The sequence below is a fragment of the Sabulicella rubraurantiaca genome, assembly GCF_017355885.1.
In the GTDB taxonomy this organism is placed as follows: domain Bacteria; phylum Pseudomonadota; class Alphaproteobacteria; order Acetobacterales; family Acetobacteraceae; genus Roseococcus; species Roseococcus rubraurantiacus.
Window position 1 is genome coordinate 1 of sequence record NZ_JAFEUU010000034.1, and the last position, 17257, is coordinate 17257.

The following is a 17257-nucleotide window of genomic DNA, read 5'->3' on the forward strand; positions in this document are numbered from 1 at the left end:
AGATGTGGGCAGTGGTTGGTTTCACCGTGATGGTGTCCATTCTCCTTCATGGTGCGACCGTGACGCCGGCTATGCGCTGGCTGGACCGCAGGCGCAGCGCCCAGGGCGTGCTGCCGCTCGATGCGAGCTAAACGCATCGACCGGGGGCACCAAGGCCCGGGAAATAACGCGGCTGGTAAGGCGACTCAAAAACCCCGCCACCTACCTCTGCGAGGGCGGCGGGGAAAGGCAAGGCAAATCTGTTGGTCGAGGCCGAAGAACCATGCGCAGTGGCAACGACTGTCGCGCAGAGGAGGGAAAATGGCGTCACTTGGTCGAGCAGTCAGGGGCGCGGGCCGAGTAACGGCGCCTGAAGCGGCCCCCAATTTGACCGGACACCCGGCGTAGCCCGGAGGACCTAGGCGCACGCATATGTCGAAGCCCATCGAACGCGTCGAAATCATCACCAGACGTGAGCGCCGCCGGCGCTATTCTGCCGAGGAAGAGGTCCGGCTGGTCGAGGAGACGACCCGCCCCGGCATGACGGTTTCCGCCGTCGCCCGGCTCCACGGCGCCCCCCCCAGCCCGCTGTTCGGATGGCTGAGGCCGCGAAGCGGACGCAGGGCGCATGACCGAGGGAGGTCTGGAGGCGGTCCCGGCGGACGAGGAGGTGGTGGCCGCCAGCTGCGTCCGTGAGCTGGAAGCAAGGTGCGCGAGCTGGAGCGCCTGCTCGGCCGCAAGACCACGGAGGCCGAGATCCTGCGCGAGGCCCTCGAGCACGCTCGCCCAAGAAAACACGGGTTGCGCTTGCCGTCGCCACCACCGGGCGGTTCCCGGTGAAGGCGGTGGCGCAGGCGCTGTGCGTCGCCCGCTCCAACCTCGTGGAGCAGCTCAAGGGCAAGGGACGGTCCCGCGGGCCCTACCGCCGCGAGGGCGACGAGGACCTCACGTCCGAGATCCGGACCATCACTGATGTGCGGCCAACCTATGGGTACCGGCGCGTCGCGGCCCTGCTGAACCGCGCGCAGCGCAGTTCGGGCGAGCCGCCGGTGAACCGAAAGCGGGTGCTGCGCCTGATGCGTCTGGCCGGCCTCACCCTGCAGGGCTGCACGGCGCGCCGCATCGGCCGCACCCACGAAGGCACGGTCGTAGCGCCTACCTCCAGCCAGCGCTGGTCCTCGGACGGTCTGGAGATCCCGTGCTGGAACGGCGAGGTGGTCCAGGTCGCCTTTGCCATCGACACCCATGACGGCGAGATCATCTCCTGGGGCGCCACGGCCGGCGCCGGCATCTTAGGCGAGATGGTGCGCGACATGATGCTCGATTGCGTCGAGCGCCGGTTGCGGGAGCCATCCATCCCATCTGGTTTGATGGGATGCACTCCAGGTGCAGGGAGCTTGGGGAGCAGACCGTAACTCGACGCGACAAAAGTCTTGACTTGCATGAGGATCAAGACCGAATATCAAAAAACAAAGATCGATTACTCGGCTAATCGTTTACTCGGCTAAGTGTTCGAATTCTGCGTAACCCACCGCGTGATAACGCAGGGAAACGGAGACGACACAGCCATGGCGAGCGCAGATCTTTCTGCCAGTTCGACCAAACGCGGCCGTCGGCTGTGTCCGGCGAGGATCGTGTCTCCCAACCACGCGCACACCGCAAGAGACCGCCGCAACGAGTTCGCGCGCGCGTTGCTCCGGTGCGCCGAGGCAGAAAGGCGCGCGCGATGGCGGTAGTGATCGCCCTTGTCCTGGTGGCCATCGGCTCCGTCACGTTCCACGTGCTGAGCCCGTGGTGGTGGACGCCCATCGCGTCCAATTGGGGCTACATCGACGGCACACTGACGGTCACCTTCTGGATCACCGGTGTCGTCTTCACCGCCATCGTCCTGTTCATGGCCTACTGTGTCCTGCGTTTTCGCCACCGGCCCGATCACACGGCCGAATTCGGGCCGGAGAACAAGCGCCTGGAGTGGTGGCTCACGATCGGAACCACGGTCGGAGTCTGCGTATTGCTCGCGCCAGGGCTCGTGGTGTGGCATCAATTCGTGACCGTGCCCGCCTCGGCGACGGAGGTCGAAATCGTTGGCCAGCAATGGCGGTGGAGTTACCGCCTCCCTGGTCGAGATGGACGCCTCGGCACCGTCGCGGTGCGATGGATCAGCCCAGAGAATCCGCTCGGGATCGATCCCGCCGACGTGGCTGGGCAGGACGATGTGATCATCGAGGGTGGCGACCTTCAACTGCCGATCGGGCGCCCAGTAAAAATCCTGCTGCGCGCCATTGACGTAGTGCACAATTTCTACGTGCCGGCGTTTCGCGCTAAGATGGACATGGTGCCAGGCCAAGTTACGTTCTTCTGGTTCACGCCGACCCGCACTGGTGCTTTCGAAGGCATCTGCGCGGAGCTCTGCGGTCTCGGCCATGCGGTGATGCGCGCGCGTGTCGTGGTGGTGGAGGCGCCGGAGTACGACGCCTGGCTGGAGCGCCAGCCGACCTTCGCGCCTCGCGTGGCCTCGGTACAGTAAGGGGTTGCGCGATGCATCCGTTACGCCGTTCGCCGCCGCTCCGTGCGCAGGATCATCGTCACTGCTCCGGGTGTGCCAGCGGTCGCGCACCAATAGCCGCCAGGAGGCTCGCAAGATGAGCACTGCGTCCGGCCACCTTGAAGGCGTCCCCGCGGCGGAAGTCGAGGACGTCGAACTTTACCACCCCCACAGCTGGGTCACGAAATACGTCTTTTCGCAGGACGCCAAGATCATCGGCATCCAGTACGCGCTGACAGCGACCGCGATTGGCTTTGTGGCCCTGGTGCTGTCCTGGTTGATGCGAATCCATCTCGGCTTCCCCGGAACCTTCGACTTCATCACTCCGGCCGAGTACTACCAGTTCATCACAATGCACGGCATGATCATGGTGGTGTACTTGTTGACCGCGCTTTTCCTCGGGGGGTTCGGCAACTACCTGATCCCGTTGATGGTCGGCGCCCGGGACATGGTGTTTCCGTGGGTCAACATGCTGAGCTACTGGATCTACCTCGTCGCCGTGCTGGTGCTGATCGCCAGCTTCTTCGCGCCGGGCGGGCCGACAGGCGCCGGATGGACGCTGTATCCGCCGCAGGCGATCCTCTCCGGCACGCCGGGCGGGCAGGACTGGGGCATCATTTTGATGCTGCTGTCGCTCATGCTGTTCATCATCGGCTTCACCATGGGCGGACTCAACTACGTGGTGACTGTGTTGCAGGCGCGGACGCGCGGCATGACGCTGATGCGGATGCCGCTGACGGTCTGGGGCATCTTCACCGCTACGGTCATGGCGCTGCTGGCCTTCCCCGCACTCTTCGTCAGCTGCGTGATGATGATGCTAGACCGGCTGCTCGGCACCAGCTTCTTCATGCCGGCGCTGGTGGTGATGGGCGAGCGCCTGAGCCACGAGGGCGGCAGCCCGCTGCTGTGGCAGCACCTGTTCTGGTTCTTCGGCCACCCGGAGGTCTACATCGTCGCGTTGCCAGCCTTCGGCATCGTATCCGACCTCATCAGCGTTCACGCGCGGCGCAACATCTTCGGCTACCGAATGATGGTCTGGGCGATCGTCATCATCGGCGCCCTGAGCTTCGTGGTCTGGGCGCACCACATGTACGTCAGCGGCATGAACCCGTATTTCGGGTTCTTCTTTGCCACCACCACACTGATCATCGCGGTGCCGACGGCAATCAAGGTCTACAACTGGCTGCTGACGCTCTGGCGCGGGGACATCCACCTGACGACGCCGATGCTGTTCGCGCTCGCCTTCATCGTCACCTTCGTCAACGGCGGGCTGACCGGGCTGTTCCTCGGCAACGTCGTGGTGGACGTGCCGCTGTCGGACACGATGTTCGTGGTGGCGCATTTCCACATGGTCATGGGCGTCGCGCCGATCTTCGTCGTCTTCGGCGCGATCTACCATTGGTACCCGAAGATCACCGGGCGGATGCTTGACGAGGCGATGGGCAAGCTGCATTTCTGGGTCAGCTTCGCCGGCGCCTACCTAATCTTCTTCCCGATGCACTATATCGGGCTCCTCGGCGTCCCGCGCCGCTACCACGAGATCGGCGAGATGGCCTTCGTGCCGCCATCCGCCCACACGCTCAACGCCTTCATCAGCGTCATGGCGCTGATCGTCGGCGCGGCGCAGATCGTGTTCCTGTTCAACCTCGCTTGGAGCCTCCGGCGCGGCAAGCCGGCCGGCGGCAATCCGTGGAACGCAGCGTCGCTCGAATGGCAGACGCCGGAAACACCGCCACCGCACGGCAATTGGGGACGCGAGATGCCGGTGGTCTATCGCTGGGCCTATGACTACAGCGTCCCCGGCGCGCCGCAGGACTTCATCCCGCAGAACCAGCCGCCAGCGAAGGCCGCAGAATGACCGCGATCATCCTCTACGTCGCTGTCATCGGCAGCATCGCGGCCTGGTGGCTTTCGCGGCAACGGCTGATGGCGAAGCCCTGGTTGGAGATTGGCGCGGCAGGCGAGACACCCGGCACGGGCGCCTCCGAGATTCCGCCCGCCAAGCTCGGACTGTGGGTGTTCCTCGCGGTGGTGGGCGCGCTGCTCACGCTTTTCGTCAGCGCCTACCTGATGCGCATGCACATGTCGCACGATTGGCGCTCGCTGCCGACGCCACCGATGCTCTGGTTCAACACTGTCCTCTTGCTGCTCAGCAGCCTCGGATTGCATCGCGCCCAGATCGCCGCCCGCATCGGCTGGCGGCACGGGATCGAGATCGGCCTGATCGCCGGCGGCCTTTCGGCTCTTGCGTTTCTCGCCGGGCAATACCTCGCTTGGCAGCAGGTGATGGAGGAAGGGTTCGGCGTCGCCACCAATCCATCCAGCTCCTTCTTCTACCTCATCACGGCGGTGCACGGGCTGCACCTGGCCGGCGGGCTGCTCGCCCTCGGCAAGACTGCTTACCGCACGGCTCGCGGTGCGGATCTTGCGCAACTCCGCCTTGGCGTCGAACTGTGCGCGACCTATTTGCATTTCCTTCTGGTGGCGTGGATCGCGCTGTTCGGGCTGCTGCTGCACGGTTAGGGAAGCCGCGAAGATGCAAAGCATTGCTCAAGGACATCGCTCGGCGGAGATGAGGCGGCCGGACGGCATTGAGGGCTTCGTCTCCGACTGGAGTTCGGACCAGAGGGCGTTCAAGAACGTCTCTTGGGGGAAGGCCATGATGTGGATCTTTCTCCTGAGCGACACCTTCATCTTCGGCTGCTTCCTGCTGTCCTACATGACCGTGCGCATTTCCACGACCGTGCCGTGGCCTAACCCGAGTGAGGTTTTCGCGCTCGAGGTTTTCGGCACGCACTTGCCGCTCATCCTGATCGCCATCATGACCTTCGTACTGATCACCAGCAGCGGCACCATGGCGATGGCGGTCAACTGCGGCTACCGCCGCGACCGCAGGAACACGGCCATCCTGCTGGTCGTCACCGCGATCCTCGGTGCCAGTTTCGTCGGCATGCAGGCATTTGAGTGGACCAAGCTGATCCACGAAGGCGTGCGGCCGTGGGGCAATCCGTGGGGCGCCGAGCAGTTCGGCTCCGCCTTCTTCATGATCACCGGCTTCCATGGGACGCATGTGACGATCGGCGTCATCTTCCTGCTGATCGTCGCGCGCAAGGTCTGGCGCGGCGACTACGATACCGGCCGGCCGGGCTTCTTCACCAGCCGCAAGGGCCGCTACGAGATCGTCGAGATCACCGGCCTTTACTGGCATTTCGTGGACCTCGTCTGGGTCTTCATCTTCGCACTGTTCTATCTCTGGTAGGAGACGCGGCATGACGCACGCATCGGACGCGCATACAGGGCACGGTGCCGCCGGCGGCATGGCAATGCGCCACGAGGAAGGCCAGCAGCACCCGATCCGGCTCTACCTCGTCGTCTGGATCTGGCTGTTCGTGCTCAGCACCTTCTCCTACCTGGTGGACTACTTCCACCTGCAGGGGCTGCTGCGGTGGTCGTTGATCCTGGTGTTCATGACGCTGAAGGCGGGGCTGATCGTCGCTGTCTTCATGCACATGAAGTGGGAAAGGCTGGCGCTCGGCTACGCCATCCTGCTGCCGCCCATCGCGGTGCTGATCTTTGTCGCGATCATGGTGCTGGAGGCGGACAATACGCTGCTGTCACGGTTGCAATTCTTCAGCCGCGACCCGGGCTGACGCGCCGCCCGCCTCAGCTCTCCACCACCCGGCGATAGAGGTGCCAGGTGGCATGCCCCAACAGCGGCATGACCACCGCGAGGCCTACGAACAAAGGCAGGCAGCCGAGGGCGAGAAGCGCGGCGACGATGACACCCCAGGCCGCCATCGGAATCGGGTTCCGCAGCACCCCGCGTATCGAGGTCCGCACCGCGACGCGAAGCCCGACATTGCGGTCGAGCAGCAGCGGAAAGGACACGACAGTGAGCATGAGGATCAGCAAGGCGAAGAAAAATCCAACCACGTGCCCCCACAGAATGAGGCGCCAGCCCGCGCGGGTGGTCAGCGTTTGGCCGATGAGGGCCAAGAAGGAATCAGGCAGGTCATCGCCCATCGTCGCGCGGTACACCGCCTGGGCTGCGAAGAGCCAGGCGACGAAGATCACGCTCATGATCACGCCGAGCGCCGCAATCGAGCCGATCGCCGGCGAGCGCAGGACATCGAATGCATTGAGCCACGAGGTCGGGAGCCCCTGCTCATGCCGCCGGCTCAACTCGTAGATGCCGAGGGCGGCGATCGGACCCATCAGCGACAGCCCGGCGACGAGCGGGTAGAGCAGCGGCATCAGCGCGCCGCCGGATGCTGCCCTAGCGGCGACGAGGCCCACGACCGGGTAGATCACGCCGAGAAAGATCAGCTGCGTGGGCATTGCCAGGAAATCCTGGTAGCCCTTGGTCAGCGCGATCTGGATATCGGAAAACCCGATCTCACGAACAACAGGCTCAGCCTGGTCGGGGTTGTCCTGGGAAACCAGCGAGACCGGAGCCATCGCGTTGCCTCCTCATGAACTGCACGCACCCGCCTTCCGCAACGCATGGTCACGGAGGGCAGCCCGGAAGCCTGAGGTGTCGAGGCTTAGCAAACGTCGGTCCAACGACCGGCTCACGGGCCTACCACTTCATAAGTTCAATAGCACACGAGCTTCCCTTTCGCACGCACAGATATAATGTGCCGTTCAGTCACGCGCATCACTCTGGAGCGATCTATTGCGCGTCGGCGCCTGGCGCGGCCCCCATTTCGACCGGACACCCGGCGTAGCCCGGAGGATCTAGGCTCATGTGTGGACATTGGGTAATCGCGGCCTGAGCGGAGCCCGCTCAAAGTGCCTCGATCCGGGCGGCGTCGCCCGGCATCTCGCATGATGGGAGACGGCTCAATGACCCACTTTGTCGGCCTGGACGTTTCGCAGAAGGTGACGGCCATCTGTGTCGTGGACGGGACCGGCCGCCGTGTCTGGCGCGGCCAGTGCCCCACGCAGCCCGAGCAGATCGAGCAGACCGTTCGGCGGCATGCCGGCGATGGCGCCGCGGTTGGGGTGGAGACAGGCCCGATGACGCCCTGGCTGGTCCACGAACTGCGCGGCCGCGACCTCGACGTGGTTTGCCTGGACGCCAGGCATGCCCGTGCCGCCCTCAAGATGCAGATCAACAAGACAGACCAGAACGATGCCGAGGGTCTCGCGCAGATCGTGCGGACGGGATGGTTCCGGGCCGTACACGTCAAGTCCTATGAGTCGCACCGGGCGCGTGCCCTGTTGGGAGCGAGGGCTCAGCTGGTCGGCATGACCACACGCCTGTCGAACCACATCCGGGGCGTGCTCAAGGTGTTCGGGCTGCTGCCCGGCGCCATGCGCGGCCTGCCCTTCGACCGGCGCGTCGAAGCCTTGCTCGGCGAGCGCGAGGATCTGGCGCTCATCATCCGGCCCATGCTGGATGCTTGGCGAGGGCTGCGTGAGCAGATCGCGGCCTTCGACAAGGCGGTCCGGGCGCTGGCGAGAGCAAGCCCGGCCTGTCGCCTCCTGATGAGCGTGCCCGGCATCGGGGCCGTATCTGGCCTGTCCTTTATCAGCACGGTGGAGGATCCGGCGCGCTTTGCCCGGTCACGATCGGTCGGCGCCCACATGGGTCTGACGCCTCAGCGGTACCAGTCGGGCGACATCGATCGCAGCGGCAGGATCTCGAAGTGCGGTGACGGCCTCGCGCGGACCCTCATGTACGAGGCGGCCGTGGTCATCCTGACGCGGGTCAAGCGCTCGTCGGGCCTGAAGGACTGGGCGCTGGCGATCGCAAGCCGGTCGGGCTTCGGCAAGGCACGTGTGGCCTTGGCTCGAAAGCTGGCGGTGATCCTGCACAGCATCTGGCGCTCCGGCGAGCCGTTCCGCTGGTCGGCGGAGGAGCGGCAAGGGTGCCTGCAGGCCGCATGACCGGTTGCTGATCGGCACTTCCGCGCGACGCTAAATGTGAGGGCTGCCCCCCGGGGCGAAGGTGCAGGCTGGCTGCGCAAGAGGGCCTTGAGCCACGTGCCCGGCACGCGAGCTCGCTGTGGACATTGCAGCGCCTGTGCTTCGAACCCGATGTTGCGGCGGACGTGTTCGACCGCGAAGAGAACCGTGACCCCGGCCTGGCAGCACCTGAAGCATTTCGCTCATTGACAAGGAGAAGGCGATTAGAGAACGGCCCCCTCGACGCAAGGACGATTTGACGTTTGGCGCCGCAGTCGGGTGCGGTCATGTGTCCGACCTATATGTGCGGCACCCCGGCGCGATTAACCGGCCGTGGACTTCCAACCAATCCCTACGTGTCACTGTGCGCTGTGACGGCCGGCCACGTCACCCACATATCGGCTGGAGGCTGGCGGCACGACGAGCAACGCAAACGGTCGTGCAGGGTGGAGAACTCAGCCCGAGCACCGACCAGCCTGATGAGATCTTCGCGATCGATGACGCGCTCACGGCCGCAGGGGCCACACCTCAACCCGAGGCCTTCGCCTGGCCGGAGGTAGCTGACGGTAATGCCTCGCACTCGCATGCGGAACAAACGCAGAACGTGACGAAGGGTAGCAGCAAGCCCACCTTGTTTCTCCTTGCCAACGTTCAACCGGAGTACCAGCCCTCAGCGATGCGAGAAGTCAGCGACCTCGCGAAGGGTGACGATGGTGCGGAACGACCGGACGTTCGGGTCGTCATGGAACACCTCTCGCGTGAAGCGCTCATACGCCTCCATGCTGCCGACCCGCACGAGGAGGACGAAGTCGGCCTCCCCGGTGACATACCAGGCGCCTCGCACCTCCTCACGGCTGCGGAGCTTCCTCTCGAACGCATCCAGCGCCGCCGTTCCCTCCCGTTCGAGGGACACCAGGACATGGATGGTCAGCGGCGTCCCGAGCACCGCGGGATGCACGACCGACACGTCGGCCACGATGACGCCTTGCCTGCGCAGGCTCCTAAGCCGTCGCAGCACCGCGCTCTCGGACAGCCCGACCTGCTCAGCCAGCACCCGCGCCGGGGTCTGGTTGTTGACCTGGAGGTGGTCGAGCAGGGCCCGGTCAAACTTGTCCAGATCGACGTTTTTCACCATCGGCGTCTCGAAGATGACGGAATCCGTCATAGGGTGCCCCCACTTCGCCGCCAACCACCAGGGCGATCGGGCATGATCGCGCCATGCACGCGACAGCTCACTCCCCGCAATCGGCCTTGGGCATTGCAGCGGAACTGGCCCGCCTCTCGCCCGAGTATGAAGCCACGCCCCTGCTCGACCTTCCGCTCCTCGCGGCCCGGCTCGGAGTGGCGCAGGTCCTGGCCAAGGACGAGGGGCGCCGCATGCTCGGCAGCTTCAAGTCGCTCGGCGGCACCTATGCCGGCCTCCGCGCCCTGGCCCGGGAAGCGCGCATGGAGGTTGGCGCGCTGATCACGGCTCGGCTTGGCGGGCAGCCCACCCTGGTCTGCGCCAGCGATGGCAATCATGGCTTGGCCGTGGCCGCCGCGGCGCGCTTCGCCGGGGCCCCCGCCCGCATCTATCTGCATCGCGGTGTTCCCGCTTCCCGCGCCCGCCGCATCGAGCAGCAGGGCGCCAAGATCCTGTGGGTGGAAGGCACCTACGACGACGCCGTGGACGCAGCGGCTGCGGCGGCGCACGCTGGCGCCGGGATCCTGGTAGCCGACACCACTGACGATCCCGACGACCCGGTCGTGCGCGACGTGATGGCGGGCTATGGCGTCATGGCGGAGGAGATTCGTCAGCAGGTCGCGGCAGCCGGACATCCCCGGCCCACCCACCTTTTCGTGCAGGCCGGCGTCGGCGGCTTGGCGGCGGCCATGGCCGAGGGCCTCGACGGCTGGCTGGCCGCCCCGGGTCGCATCGTTGTCGTCGAACCCGCGACGGCCCCCGCCGTGGGTGCGGCGCTCGCGTCCGGGAACCCGGTCCGCGTCAGCGGCTCGCTGGAGACCAGCGCGGAGATGCTCGCCTGCGGCGAGGCGAGTACCCCTGCCCTGAAGATGCTGCGGCGGCACCGCGCTCAGGCGATCTCCGTTCCGGAGGTCGTGCTCAACGAGGCCCCGAGGCTGCTGCGGTCCTGCGGGGGGCCAAGGACGACGCCGTCCGGCGCCGCGGGTCTGGCCGGCGCAACCTTCGTGCGTGACGAAATCGCCGGATTGGGCCCTGATGCCCGCCTGCTCATCCTCGTCACCGAAGCGGAGATCGAGGCCAGGGAGAGCGGCGAAGGGGATCTGCGATGACGGTGGACGGAGCATTCTGGGCCGAGCTGCGCGGCTGGCGCCACGACTTTCATGCCCACCCCGAGTTCGGCTTCGAGGAGCACCGGACGAGCCGCTTGGTGGCGGAGCGGTTGCGCTCCTTCGGCTTCACCGAGGTCGTGGAGGGTGTCGGCGGCACCGGCGTCGTGGCGACGCTGACGCGGGGGACGGGCAACCGCTCCATCGCGCTCCGGGCCGACATGGATGCGCTCCGCATCTCCGAGAGGGGCGAGCTGCCCCACCGCTCGCGGACGCCAGGAGTGATGCACGCCTGCGGCCATGACGGGCACACCACCATGCTGCTCGGCGCGGCGAGGATCCTTGCGGCCGAGGGGGGCTTCGACGGCACGGTCCGCTTCGTCTTCCAGCCTGCCGAGGAGTGGGGCAAGGGCGCGCTGAGCATGCTGGCCGATGGCTTGGCGGAGCGCTTCCCCTTTGACGAGATCTACGGAATCCACAACCAGCCGTGCTTACCCATTGGCTCCTTCCGCACCCGGGCGGGCGCCGTCATGTCGGCCGAGGACAATTTCGAGATCGTGCTGCGCGGCCTGGGTGGCCATGCCTCGCGCCCGCAGCAGGGACGGGAAACGCTGGTCGCCGCCTGTGCCCTCGTGCTCAACCTCCAGACGATTGTGTCCCGACGTGTGGCACCGACCGACACGGCCGTGGTCTCGGTGACGGAGCTTCTGACGGATGGCACGCGCAACGTGCTTCCCGGCACCGCCCGCATCCTCGGCGATGCGCGGAGCTTCCGCCCAGAGGTCAGCGCAAGGATCGAGGAGGAGCTGCGGCGCATCGCCGCCGGCACCGCTGCCAGCCACGACCTCGGCTGCGACGTCACCTATACGCGGGAGTTCGTTCCCACGATCAACGACCCGAACGCCGCGGCGGCTGCGCTCGCCGCGGCCCGCAAGGTGCTGGGGGCCGAGAGCGTGGCCGAGGCGACGGAGCCGCAGACGGGATCGGAGGATTTCGCCCGCTTCCTTCAGCATGCTCCCGGCTGCTTTGCCTTCATCGGCAATGGCGAGGGGTCGAAGCCGCTCCACAATCCCGAGTACGACTTCAACGACGACGCATTGCCTCATGGCACGGCGTTCTTCGTGCAGATCGTGCGCGACCGCCTGCCGATCCGCGAGCCCCAACCATGACCGGCCTCGGGATCGACGCCGACCGTCTGCTCGGCCGCCTCCGGACCCTTGGAGGCACCGGCCGGGATGACAAAGGCCGGTTGAGCCGGCTTGCCGCTTCGGACGCCGACCGCGCGGGACGCGACGCCGTGGCCGGTTGGATGCACGACGCGGGGCTCGAGGTCCTGGTGGACCGCATCGGCAATCTGTTCGGGGTTTGGAGGGCCGGGGCGGAGGGCGCGGCGCCGCTGATGCTCGGCTCCCACATCGACACTGTGATCGACGCCGGCATCTATGATGGCTGCTACGGCGTGCTGGGTGGAATCGAGGTCATCCAGACGCTCCGCGATGCCGGTCTGAAGCCCGAAAGGCCTATCGTCGTCTCGGCCTTCACCAACGAAGAGGGCGTCCGCTACGCACCCGACATGAGGGGCTCGCTCGTCTATGCCGGCGGCCTCGGCGTGGAGGAGGCGCTCGCCGCTATCGGGACCGATGGCACGGTGCTGGGGGAGGAACTTGCCCGCATCGGCTATGCCGGCCCGCAAGAGCCTGGCTTCCTCCGACCCCACGCCTATCTGGAACTTCATATCGAGCAGGGCCCGGTGCTGGAGCGCGAGGGCGTGCCGATCGGCGCGGTGGAGAATCTTCAGGGCATTTCCTGGCAGCGCGTGACCATTGACGGCGTCGCCAACCACGCGGGCACGACGCCGATGTCCATGCGCCACGATGCGGGTCAAGCTGCCGCCCGTGTGGTGACCTTCCTGCGCGACAGGGTTTCCCATGCCAACGCGCCCACCGTTGCGACGGTAGGCTGCATGGGCTTCGAGCCGAACGCCATCAACGTCATCCCTTCGCGTGCGGTCTTCACCGTGGACCTGCGCGATCCGCATGAAGGACGGCTGCAGGCGGAGGAAGCGGCGCTGGCACGCTACCTGGACGAACTCTCGGCCGCCGAGGGGGTGACGATCGCGGTCGAACGCCTCGCCCGGTTCACGCCGGTGATTTTCGACCCACGGCTTGTCGAAGCGATCGAGGCTGCGGCGAAGTCACATGGGCTGCGCTCCCGGCGAATGACATCGGGTGCAGGGCATGACGCGCAGATGATGGCCCGCATCTGCCCGGCGGCGATGATCTTCGTGCCCAGCGCCGGCGGCGTCAGCCATAACCCGCGGGAGCACACGGAAGCGGCGGAGCTGGTGGCAGGCGCGAACGTCCTGCTGAAGGTTGTCCGTGAGGTTGCCGGGCTCACCGCACTCCCCAACAAGGCGCCTGCCGGGGCCGTGTCTCTGCCTTCACAAGGATGAAGCATTGCGCCGACAAGCACGTTCGTGGCCGTGAACAGCGCCGCTACCGGCGCTAGAGTCGGCGAGGATATTGATGGGCATTTGCGGCACGACCACACGGTAAATCGCCAGCATGGCCGATGTGGCAGCCAGCACCGTGGGCTCGGGGCACATGGCCATCCACAGACCGCGTCTACAGCGGTCCCAACCCATCGTGTGTGAAGCCACAGCAGTCGGGAAGCGTTCACGCAGCAAAGTCGGCGCCGGCTCACTCTCGGGGTCGTAAGGGTTGCCCCCGTCAGCAGAGCTACGAGCGGAGAAAGACCGGATGCCGGGCCACGAGCAGATGCTGCAGCGGCAGAAGGTGCTGGCCGATTTCGGTGAGCTTGCCCTGCGCTCCGATGATCTGGACCAGATCCTGGCCGAGGCCTGCCGCCTGGTCGGGGATGCGCTTGGCACCGGCCGCGCCAAGGTGCTCGAGATCCAGCAGGACGGGCAGCAGATCTTCGTCCGGGCCGGGATCGGCTGGGGCCCGGGCATCGTGGGCCATCTCCGCATGCCGATGAAGGAGCACACGTCCGAAACCTTCGCGATCGAGGCGGGCGTGCCGGAGATCAGCCAGGACATCAGCAAGGAGGACCGTTTCGAGGTCCCGCCCATCATGAAGGAGGCCGGCGTGGTCGCCTTGGTGAACGTGCCCGTCTTCCTGCCCGGCGGGCGGCCCTATGGCCTGCTGCAATGCCGAGGCCGCGCGCGTGTTCGAGGCGGCGGTTCTCCAGAACAAGAAGGAGGCGCTGGCTTCGCGGCCGCGGGATAAGCAATGAGCGGCCCAAGCAACGTTCCTGTCTCGCTGCCGATCAGCTCCTGGCCGGTGGAGGACCGCCGCCGCTGGGAGCAGGCGCGCGAGGGCGGTGACGTCTTTGAAGCCGATCACCAGCGCCGGGAGCTGTCATCCGACACGTGGCGGAACTACGAGGCTGCCTATGGCCGCTGGCTTGCGACCCTCGCGACCGAGGAGCCGGCGGCCATGATGGAACTGCCAGAGGCCCGCGTGACCGCGGCCCGGCTCCAATGCTATGCGGCGCTCGAGACCGGGCGCTGCACGGAGAAGTCCGCGGGGGCCTTCCTCGCGAACCTCGTCTACGCTCTGACAATCGTGGCCCCCGAGGCCGATACGGCACCGCTGAAGCGGCTCGCGCATGTTTTGCGGCGCCGTGCCCCGTCGGTGCACGACAAGTGGGAACGGCTCCTTGCGATCGACGAGGTGTTCAAGCTGGGAGAGCGCCTCCTTCTGGGCGCGATCGAGCGCATCGACCGCAATGGGCGGGTGCCCATAAAGGCCCTCCTGGAGGGCCGCGACGGCGCGATACTGGTCGCGCTTTCCTCCAAGCCACTCCGGCCAGGGGCCCTTTGCTCGCTGCAGCTGTCGGATACGACCGAACGGAGCGATGGGCGGTTGCGCGTCGTAGTTCGTGGTGAGCACGACAAGAGCGGCCAGCAGGTTGCCCACGTGCATGGCCCCGATGCGAGCCGGCTGCTCAGGCTCTATTGCGACCGCGTCCGGCCATTGCTGCCCGGCGCGGCCGTGCACGACGCCTGGTGGCCAAGCGCACGCGGCGAGCCGCTGGGATATCTCGGCCTGCGCGGCGTCACCCGCCAGCGGCTCCAGGCGGCTTTCGGCCGGGCGGTTCCGCCGCATGCGCTGCGGCACTGCGTGGCCACAGCGGTGGCGGTGGTCATGCCGGAGCAAATGGGCATCGCCACCGTCATGCTCGACCACGCCTCCGAGCGGACCACCAAGGCGTACTACGACCTCGCGCGCGGCGTGGGCGCGTCGCGCAAGCTCAGCGAGATCGTGCGCCGGAAACTGCGCTGAAGCGCCCGGTCGGCCACGCGCCCTCGAAGCGCGTGGCCATCATCTGAACGGGATGCCGGAGTTGAGGGCTCGGCCCAAGCACAAGAGACAGGTTTCAGAGGAGCAGGGGAAGCCGGCGACCTCCAGCGGGTCAGCATTTTCCCACCGACCGAAGCGTCGCGAGGTGACTTCAAGCAGGTCATAGGGCGAGCATGCTGGCTCGCCCATTTTATCAGAAGGGAAAGAAGGGTTTTCGGGATCGGCTGCCCGGCGCGCGTCAGCACCCTTGGTGGCTGGCTCGCTTCGGGCCAGCCGCCCCGCAACAATGAAGATTGAATGAACCGATAAATTCGATGTTATCTGATTTCGATACGACGACACCCTCCAGCGACTCCGGCGCCGGAAATGGCCAATTGGCCCCATGAACGGATGATGGCCGGCGTCGACAGTTGCCTTGGCGTTGGCGCTCCTCGCGCACCAGCGGCCCCTTACCCGCTGAAGGGCAGCGCGGCTCCGTTGATACGTTTGATCAAAAAGGCCTTGTGGACAGACCGTGCTAGATCCTGCTCGGCAGGATCGCTGCCACGCGCGCAGCGCTGCAACGCCTCTTCGACAAGTTCGGCGAGCCTTGCATCAATCACCAAGGGCACGTTCTCCGGCCCGATCCTGATAAGCAACTCCGCGATGACGCGAGCAGCTTCTAGCAGGCCACCCTGGGCCTGAGCCAAGGCTCGCTCCTTGCGCTTCCGATGCGCGGCGACGCGCGGCGCACTCGACTTGCGCCGAGGGCGGTCGGACTGGGCCGAGAAGGTCTCGTCTTTCATGAAAGAACCTTGATGCGGAGGCGCGTCCGTTAGCTAACACACAACGCAACCCGGCGACGCCGTACGAGCCGAGTGCAGCGTCGGCAGCGCTTGCCATCGCTCTCATCGTCTTCGCGGCAATCGTCATGGGCCTGCGGGGCCCGCAATGAACGGCATCGACCTTAGGGCAGCAATCTACGCGCGATATTCTTCGGACCAGCAAAACGACCGTTCCATCGAGGATCAGGTCGCCTTGTGCCGGCAGGTTGCCGCTCGCGAAGGACTTGAGGTTGTTCAGATCTTCGAGGACCGGGCGATCTCGGGCGCCTCGGCGGCAAGGCTTGACTATCAGCAGATGGTGCGGGCGGCCGAGTCGGATCAGTTCGGCGTGCTGATCTGCGAGGGCACGAGCCGGCTGGGCCGCCGCTTGGCAGACATGGCTGCACTTCACGACCGCCTCAAGTTCTGGAGCGTCCGCCTCCTCACGGTCCAGCACGGCTGGATGGGTGAACTGCAGACCCTCTTCTTGGGCACCATGGCTCAGATGCAGCTGACCGAATTGCGGGAGCAAACGATCCGCGGCCAACGTGGCGTGGTGCGCGAGGGCCGCATTCCGGGTGGGTTGTGTTACGGCTATCGCGCTGCGGCGGGCGGCCGCCCGGGCGAGCGTGAAGTCAGCGAGGACGAGGCCGCGGTGATCCGCCGGATCTACCGAGACTATGCCGCCGGGCTCTCCGCCGCGGCCATCGCCCGGGCGCTCAACACGGAGCGGGTTCCAGGACCGCGCGGGGGGGCCTAGAACCACACCACGATCTGCGGCCACCGCGCTCGGGGCACGGGCATTCTCAACAACCGCCTGTATGCCGGCGAAATCGTCTACGGGACCATGGAGTTCCGCCGCGACCCAGACACCGGCAAGCGTGGAGGCCGGGTGCGGATGGGCGGCGCCATCGAGACGGCGCGCGACGAGACGTTTCGCATCGTGGAGGACGAGCTGTGGCAGCGGGTTCAGGCGCGTCACGCCGACCTGGATGCGCGGGCCGCCGTCAGCCGGAACCCCTTACGCGCGCGGCAGCCCGCCAAGTATCCCTTCTCGGGCCTTTTGGTCTGTGCGCAATGCGGGCGGGGCTACCAGGTTTCCGGCAAGGGCCGGTTCGGCTGCGCGGGAAAAGCCGCTGGGATCTGCTCGAACGGCAAGACGGTGGCTCAGAGCGTGCTGGAGGGGCGTGTTCTGGCCGGCCTCAAGGAGCGTCTGCTCAGCCCCGAGGCGATCGCGGCGGCGGTGGAGGAGGCCCGTCTGGGCCTCGTCGCGCATCGGCGCGAGGCCATGACCAAGGAAAGCCGGCTGCGCCGGCGTCTGGGCGAGGTGACCTGGGCCTGGGTTGCTGCGTCGACGCGATCACCGAGGGCATGCCGGCCCGGCAACTGCGAGACCGCATGCAGAG

Annotated in this window: 18 protein-coding genes; 15 read left to right on the top strand and 3 right to left on the bottom strand. The window is 66.4% G+C overall.

The window, feature by feature from the left end:
* Nucleotides 1–411 precede the first annotated feature (411 nt).
* The 7 genes from JTJ31_RS25490 (at nt 412) to JTJ31_RS23645 (ending at nt 6174) form a co-directional block, all read left to right on the top strand.
* A complete protein-coding gene (locus JTJ31_RS25490) occupies nt 412–675 on the top strand; it encodes a transposase (RefSeq protein ID WP_207541195.1) in 264 nt (87 codons plus the stop codon).
* A 140-nt stretch (nt 676–815) separates the two neighbouring features.
* A complete protein-coding gene (locus tag JTJ31_RS23620; RefSeq protein ID WP_207541196.1) occupies nt 816–1394 on the top strand; it encodes an IS3 family transposase in 579 nt (192 codons plus the stop codon).
* 311 nt (nt 1395–1705) lie between these two features.
* Entirely contained in the window at nt 1706–2506 is an 801-nt protein-coding gene (locus JTJ31_RS23625) for a cytochrome c oxidase subunit II (protein ID WP_207541197.1), read from the top strand.
* A 115-nt stretch (nt 2507–2621) separates the two neighbouring features.
* A complete protein-coding gene (locus tag JTJ31_RS23630) occupies nt 2622–4382 on the top strand; it encodes a cbb3-type cytochrome c oxidase subunit I (protein ID WP_207541198.1) in 1761 nt (586 codons plus the stop codon).
* Complete coding sequence (locus JTJ31_RS23635) at nt 4379–5047, top strand: cytochrome c oxidase subunit 3 (RefSeq protein WP_207541199.1); 669 nt, start codon at nt 4379–4381, stop codon at nt 5045–5047. Before JTJ31_RS23630 ends, JTJ31_RS23635 begins: the two co-directional genes overlap by 4 nt.
* Nucleotides 5048–5060: 13 nt before the next feature.
* Entirely contained in the window at nt 5061–5783 is a 723-nt protein-coding gene (locus tag JTJ31_RS23640; protein ID WP_207541200.1) for a heme-copper oxidase subunit III family protein, read from the top strand.
* A gap of 10 nt (nt 5784–5793) precedes the next feature.
* Nucleotides 5794–6174, top strand: a complete 381-nt coding sequence (locus JTJ31_RS23645) for a cytochrome C oxidase subunit IV family protein (protein WP_236020584.1) — start codon at nt 5794–5796, stop codon at nt 6172–6174.
* Nucleotides 6175–6187: 13 nt separating this feature from the next.
* Here the strand turns inward: JTJ31_RS23645 and JTJ31_RS23650 are convergent, their stop codons facing one another.
* On the bottom strand, nt 6188–6982 hold the full coding sequence (locus tag JTJ31_RS23650) for a DUF2189 domain-containing protein (protein WP_207541201.1): 795 nt from the start codon (nt 6980–6982) through the stop codon (nt 6188–6190).
* A gap of 387 nt (nt 6983–7369) precedes the next feature.
* Here JTJ31_RS23650 and JTJ31_RS23655 point away from each other — a divergent pair, with 387 nt between their 5' ends.
* Nucleotides 7370–8416 (top strand): IS110 family RNA-guided transposase, encoded by a 1047-nt coding sequence (locus JTJ31_RS23655; RefSeq protein ID WP_207541202.1) that lies wholly within the window; start codon nt 7370–7372, stop codon nt 8414–8416.
* A 688-nt stretch (nt 8417–9104) separates the two neighbouring features.
* On the opposite strand, the gene JTJ31_RS23660 is transcribed toward JTJ31_RS23655, so the two are convergent.
* Entirely contained in the window at nt 9105–9599 is a 495-nt protein-coding gene (locus JTJ31_RS23660) for an Lrp/AsnC family transcriptional regulator (protein WP_236020585.1), read from the bottom strand.
* Between the two features lie 53 nt (nt 9600–9652).
* On the opposite strand from JTJ31_RS23660, the gene JTJ31_RS23665 reads away from it, so the two are divergent.
* From JTJ31_RS23665 to JTJ31_RS23685, 5 genes are all read left to right on the top strand, one after another.
* Nucleotides 9653–10726, top strand: a complete 1074-nt coding sequence (locus JTJ31_RS23665; RefSeq protein WP_207541203.1) for a pyridoxal-phosphate dependent enzyme — start codon at nt 9653–9655, stop codon at nt 10724–10726.
* A complete protein-coding gene (locus tag JTJ31_RS23670) occupies nt 10723–11892 on the top strand; it encodes a M20 aminoacylase family protein (protein WP_207541204.1) in 1170 nt (389 codons plus the stop codon). Before JTJ31_RS23665 ends, JTJ31_RS23670 begins: the two co-directional genes overlap by 4 nt.
* A complete protein-coding gene (locus JTJ31_RS23675) occupies nt 11889–13175 on the top strand; it encodes a Zn-dependent hydrolase (protein ID WP_207541205.1) in 1287 nt (428 codons plus the stop codon). Before JTJ31_RS23670 ends, JTJ31_RS23675 begins: the two co-directional genes overlap by 4 nt.
* 307 nt (nt 13176–13482) lie before the next feature.
* Nucleotides 13483–13971 carry a GAF domain-containing protein gene (locus JTJ31_RS23680; protein WP_207541206.1) on the top strand — a complete coding sequence of 163 codons (489 nt, stop codon included), beginning with the start codon at nt 13483–13485 and terminating at the stop codon, nt 13969–13971.
* Between the two features lie 3 nt (nt 13972–13974).
* Nucleotides 13975–15030, top strand: coding sequence for a tyrosine-type recombinase/integrase (locus JTJ31_RS23685; protein WP_207541207.1), 1056 nt, complete (start codon nt 13975–13977; stop codon nt 15028–15030).
* Between the two features lie 467 nt (nt 15031–15497).
* Here JTJ31_RS23685 and JTJ31_RS23690 read toward each other — a convergent pair whose 3' ends face one another.
* Entirely contained in the window at nt 15498–15833 is a 336-nt protein-coding gene (locus JTJ31_RS23690; protein ID WP_207541208.1) for a hypothetical protein, read from the bottom strand.
* 145 nt (nt 15834–15978) lie between these two features.
* On the opposite strand from JTJ31_RS23690, the gene JTJ31_RS23695 reads away from it, so the two are divergent.
* Nucleotides 15979–16611, top strand: coding sequence for a recombinase family protein (locus JTJ31_RS23695; RefSeq protein ID WP_207541212.1), 633 nt, complete (start codon nt 15979–15981; stop codon nt 16609–16611).
* Between the two features lie 138 nt (nt 16612–16749).
* A partial coding sequence (locus tag JTJ31_RS23700) for a recombinase zinc ribbon domain-containing protein (protein ID WP_207541209.1) occupies nt 16750–17257 on the top strand: 508 nt, incomplete at its 3' end.

Coding starts and splice junctions, on each gene's coding strand:
- JTJ31_RS23630 (WP_207541198.1), top strand. CDS start 2,622: ATGAGCACTGCGTCCGGCCACCTTGAAGGCGTCCCCGCGGCGGAAGTC.
- JTJ31_RS23670 (WP_207541204.1), top strand. CDS start 10,723: ATGACGGTGGACGGAGCATTCTGGGCCGAGCTGCGCGGCTGGCGCCAC.
- JTJ31_RS23655 (WP_207541202.1), top strand. CDS start 7,370: ATGACCCACTTTGTCGGCCTGGACGTTTCGCAGAAGGTGACGGCCATC.
- JTJ31_RS23625 (WP_207541197.1), top strand. CDS start 1,706: ATGGCGGTAGTGATCGCCCTTGTCCTGGTGGCCATCGGCTCCGTCACG.
- JTJ31_RS23665 (WP_207541203.1), top strand. CDS start 9,653: ATGCACGCGACAGCTCACTCCCCGCAATCGGCCTTGGGCATTGCAGCG.
- JTJ31_RS25490 (WP_207541195.1), top strand. CDS start 412: ATGTCGAAGCCCATCGAACGCGTCGAAATCATCACCAGACGTGAGCGC.
- JTJ31_RS23645 (WP_236020584.1), top strand. CDS start 5,794: ATGACGCACGCATCGGACGCGCATACAGGGCACGGTGCCGCCGGCGGC.
- JTJ31_RS23695 (WP_207541212.1), top strand. CDS start 15,979: ATGAACGGCATCGACCTTAGGGCAGCAATCTACGCGCGATATTCTTCG.
- JTJ31_RS23650 (WP_207541201.1), bottom strand. CDS start 6,982: ATGGCTCCGGTCTCGCTGGTTTCCCAGGACAACCCCGACCAGGCTGAG.
- JTJ31_RS23690 (WP_207541208.1), bottom strand. CDS start 15,833: ATGAAAGACGAGACCTTCTCGGCCCAGTCCGACCGCCCTCGGCGCAAG.
- JTJ31_RS23680 (WP_207541206.1), top strand. CDS start 13,483: ATGCCGGGCCACGAGCAGATGCTGCAGCGGCAGAAGGTGCTGGCCGAT.
- JTJ31_RS23660 (WP_236020585.1), bottom strand. CDS start 9,599: ATGACGGATTCCGTCATCTTCGAGACGCCGATGGTGAAAAACGTCGAT.
- JTJ31_RS23640 (WP_207541200.1), top strand. CDS start 5,061: ATGCAAAGCATTGCTCAAGGACATCGCTCGGCGGAGATGAGGCGGCCG.
- JTJ31_RS23675 (WP_207541205.1), top strand. CDS start 11,889: ATGACCGGCCTCGGGATCGACGCCGACCGTCTGCTCGGCCGCCTCCGG.
- JTJ31_RS23635 (WP_207541199.1), top strand. CDS start 4,379: ATGACCGCGATCATCCTCTACGTCGCTGTCATCGGCAGCATCGCGGCC.
- JTJ31_RS23685 (WP_207541207.1), top strand. CDS start 13,975: ATGAGCGGCCCAAGCAACGTTCCTGTCTCGCTGCCGATCAGCTCCTGG.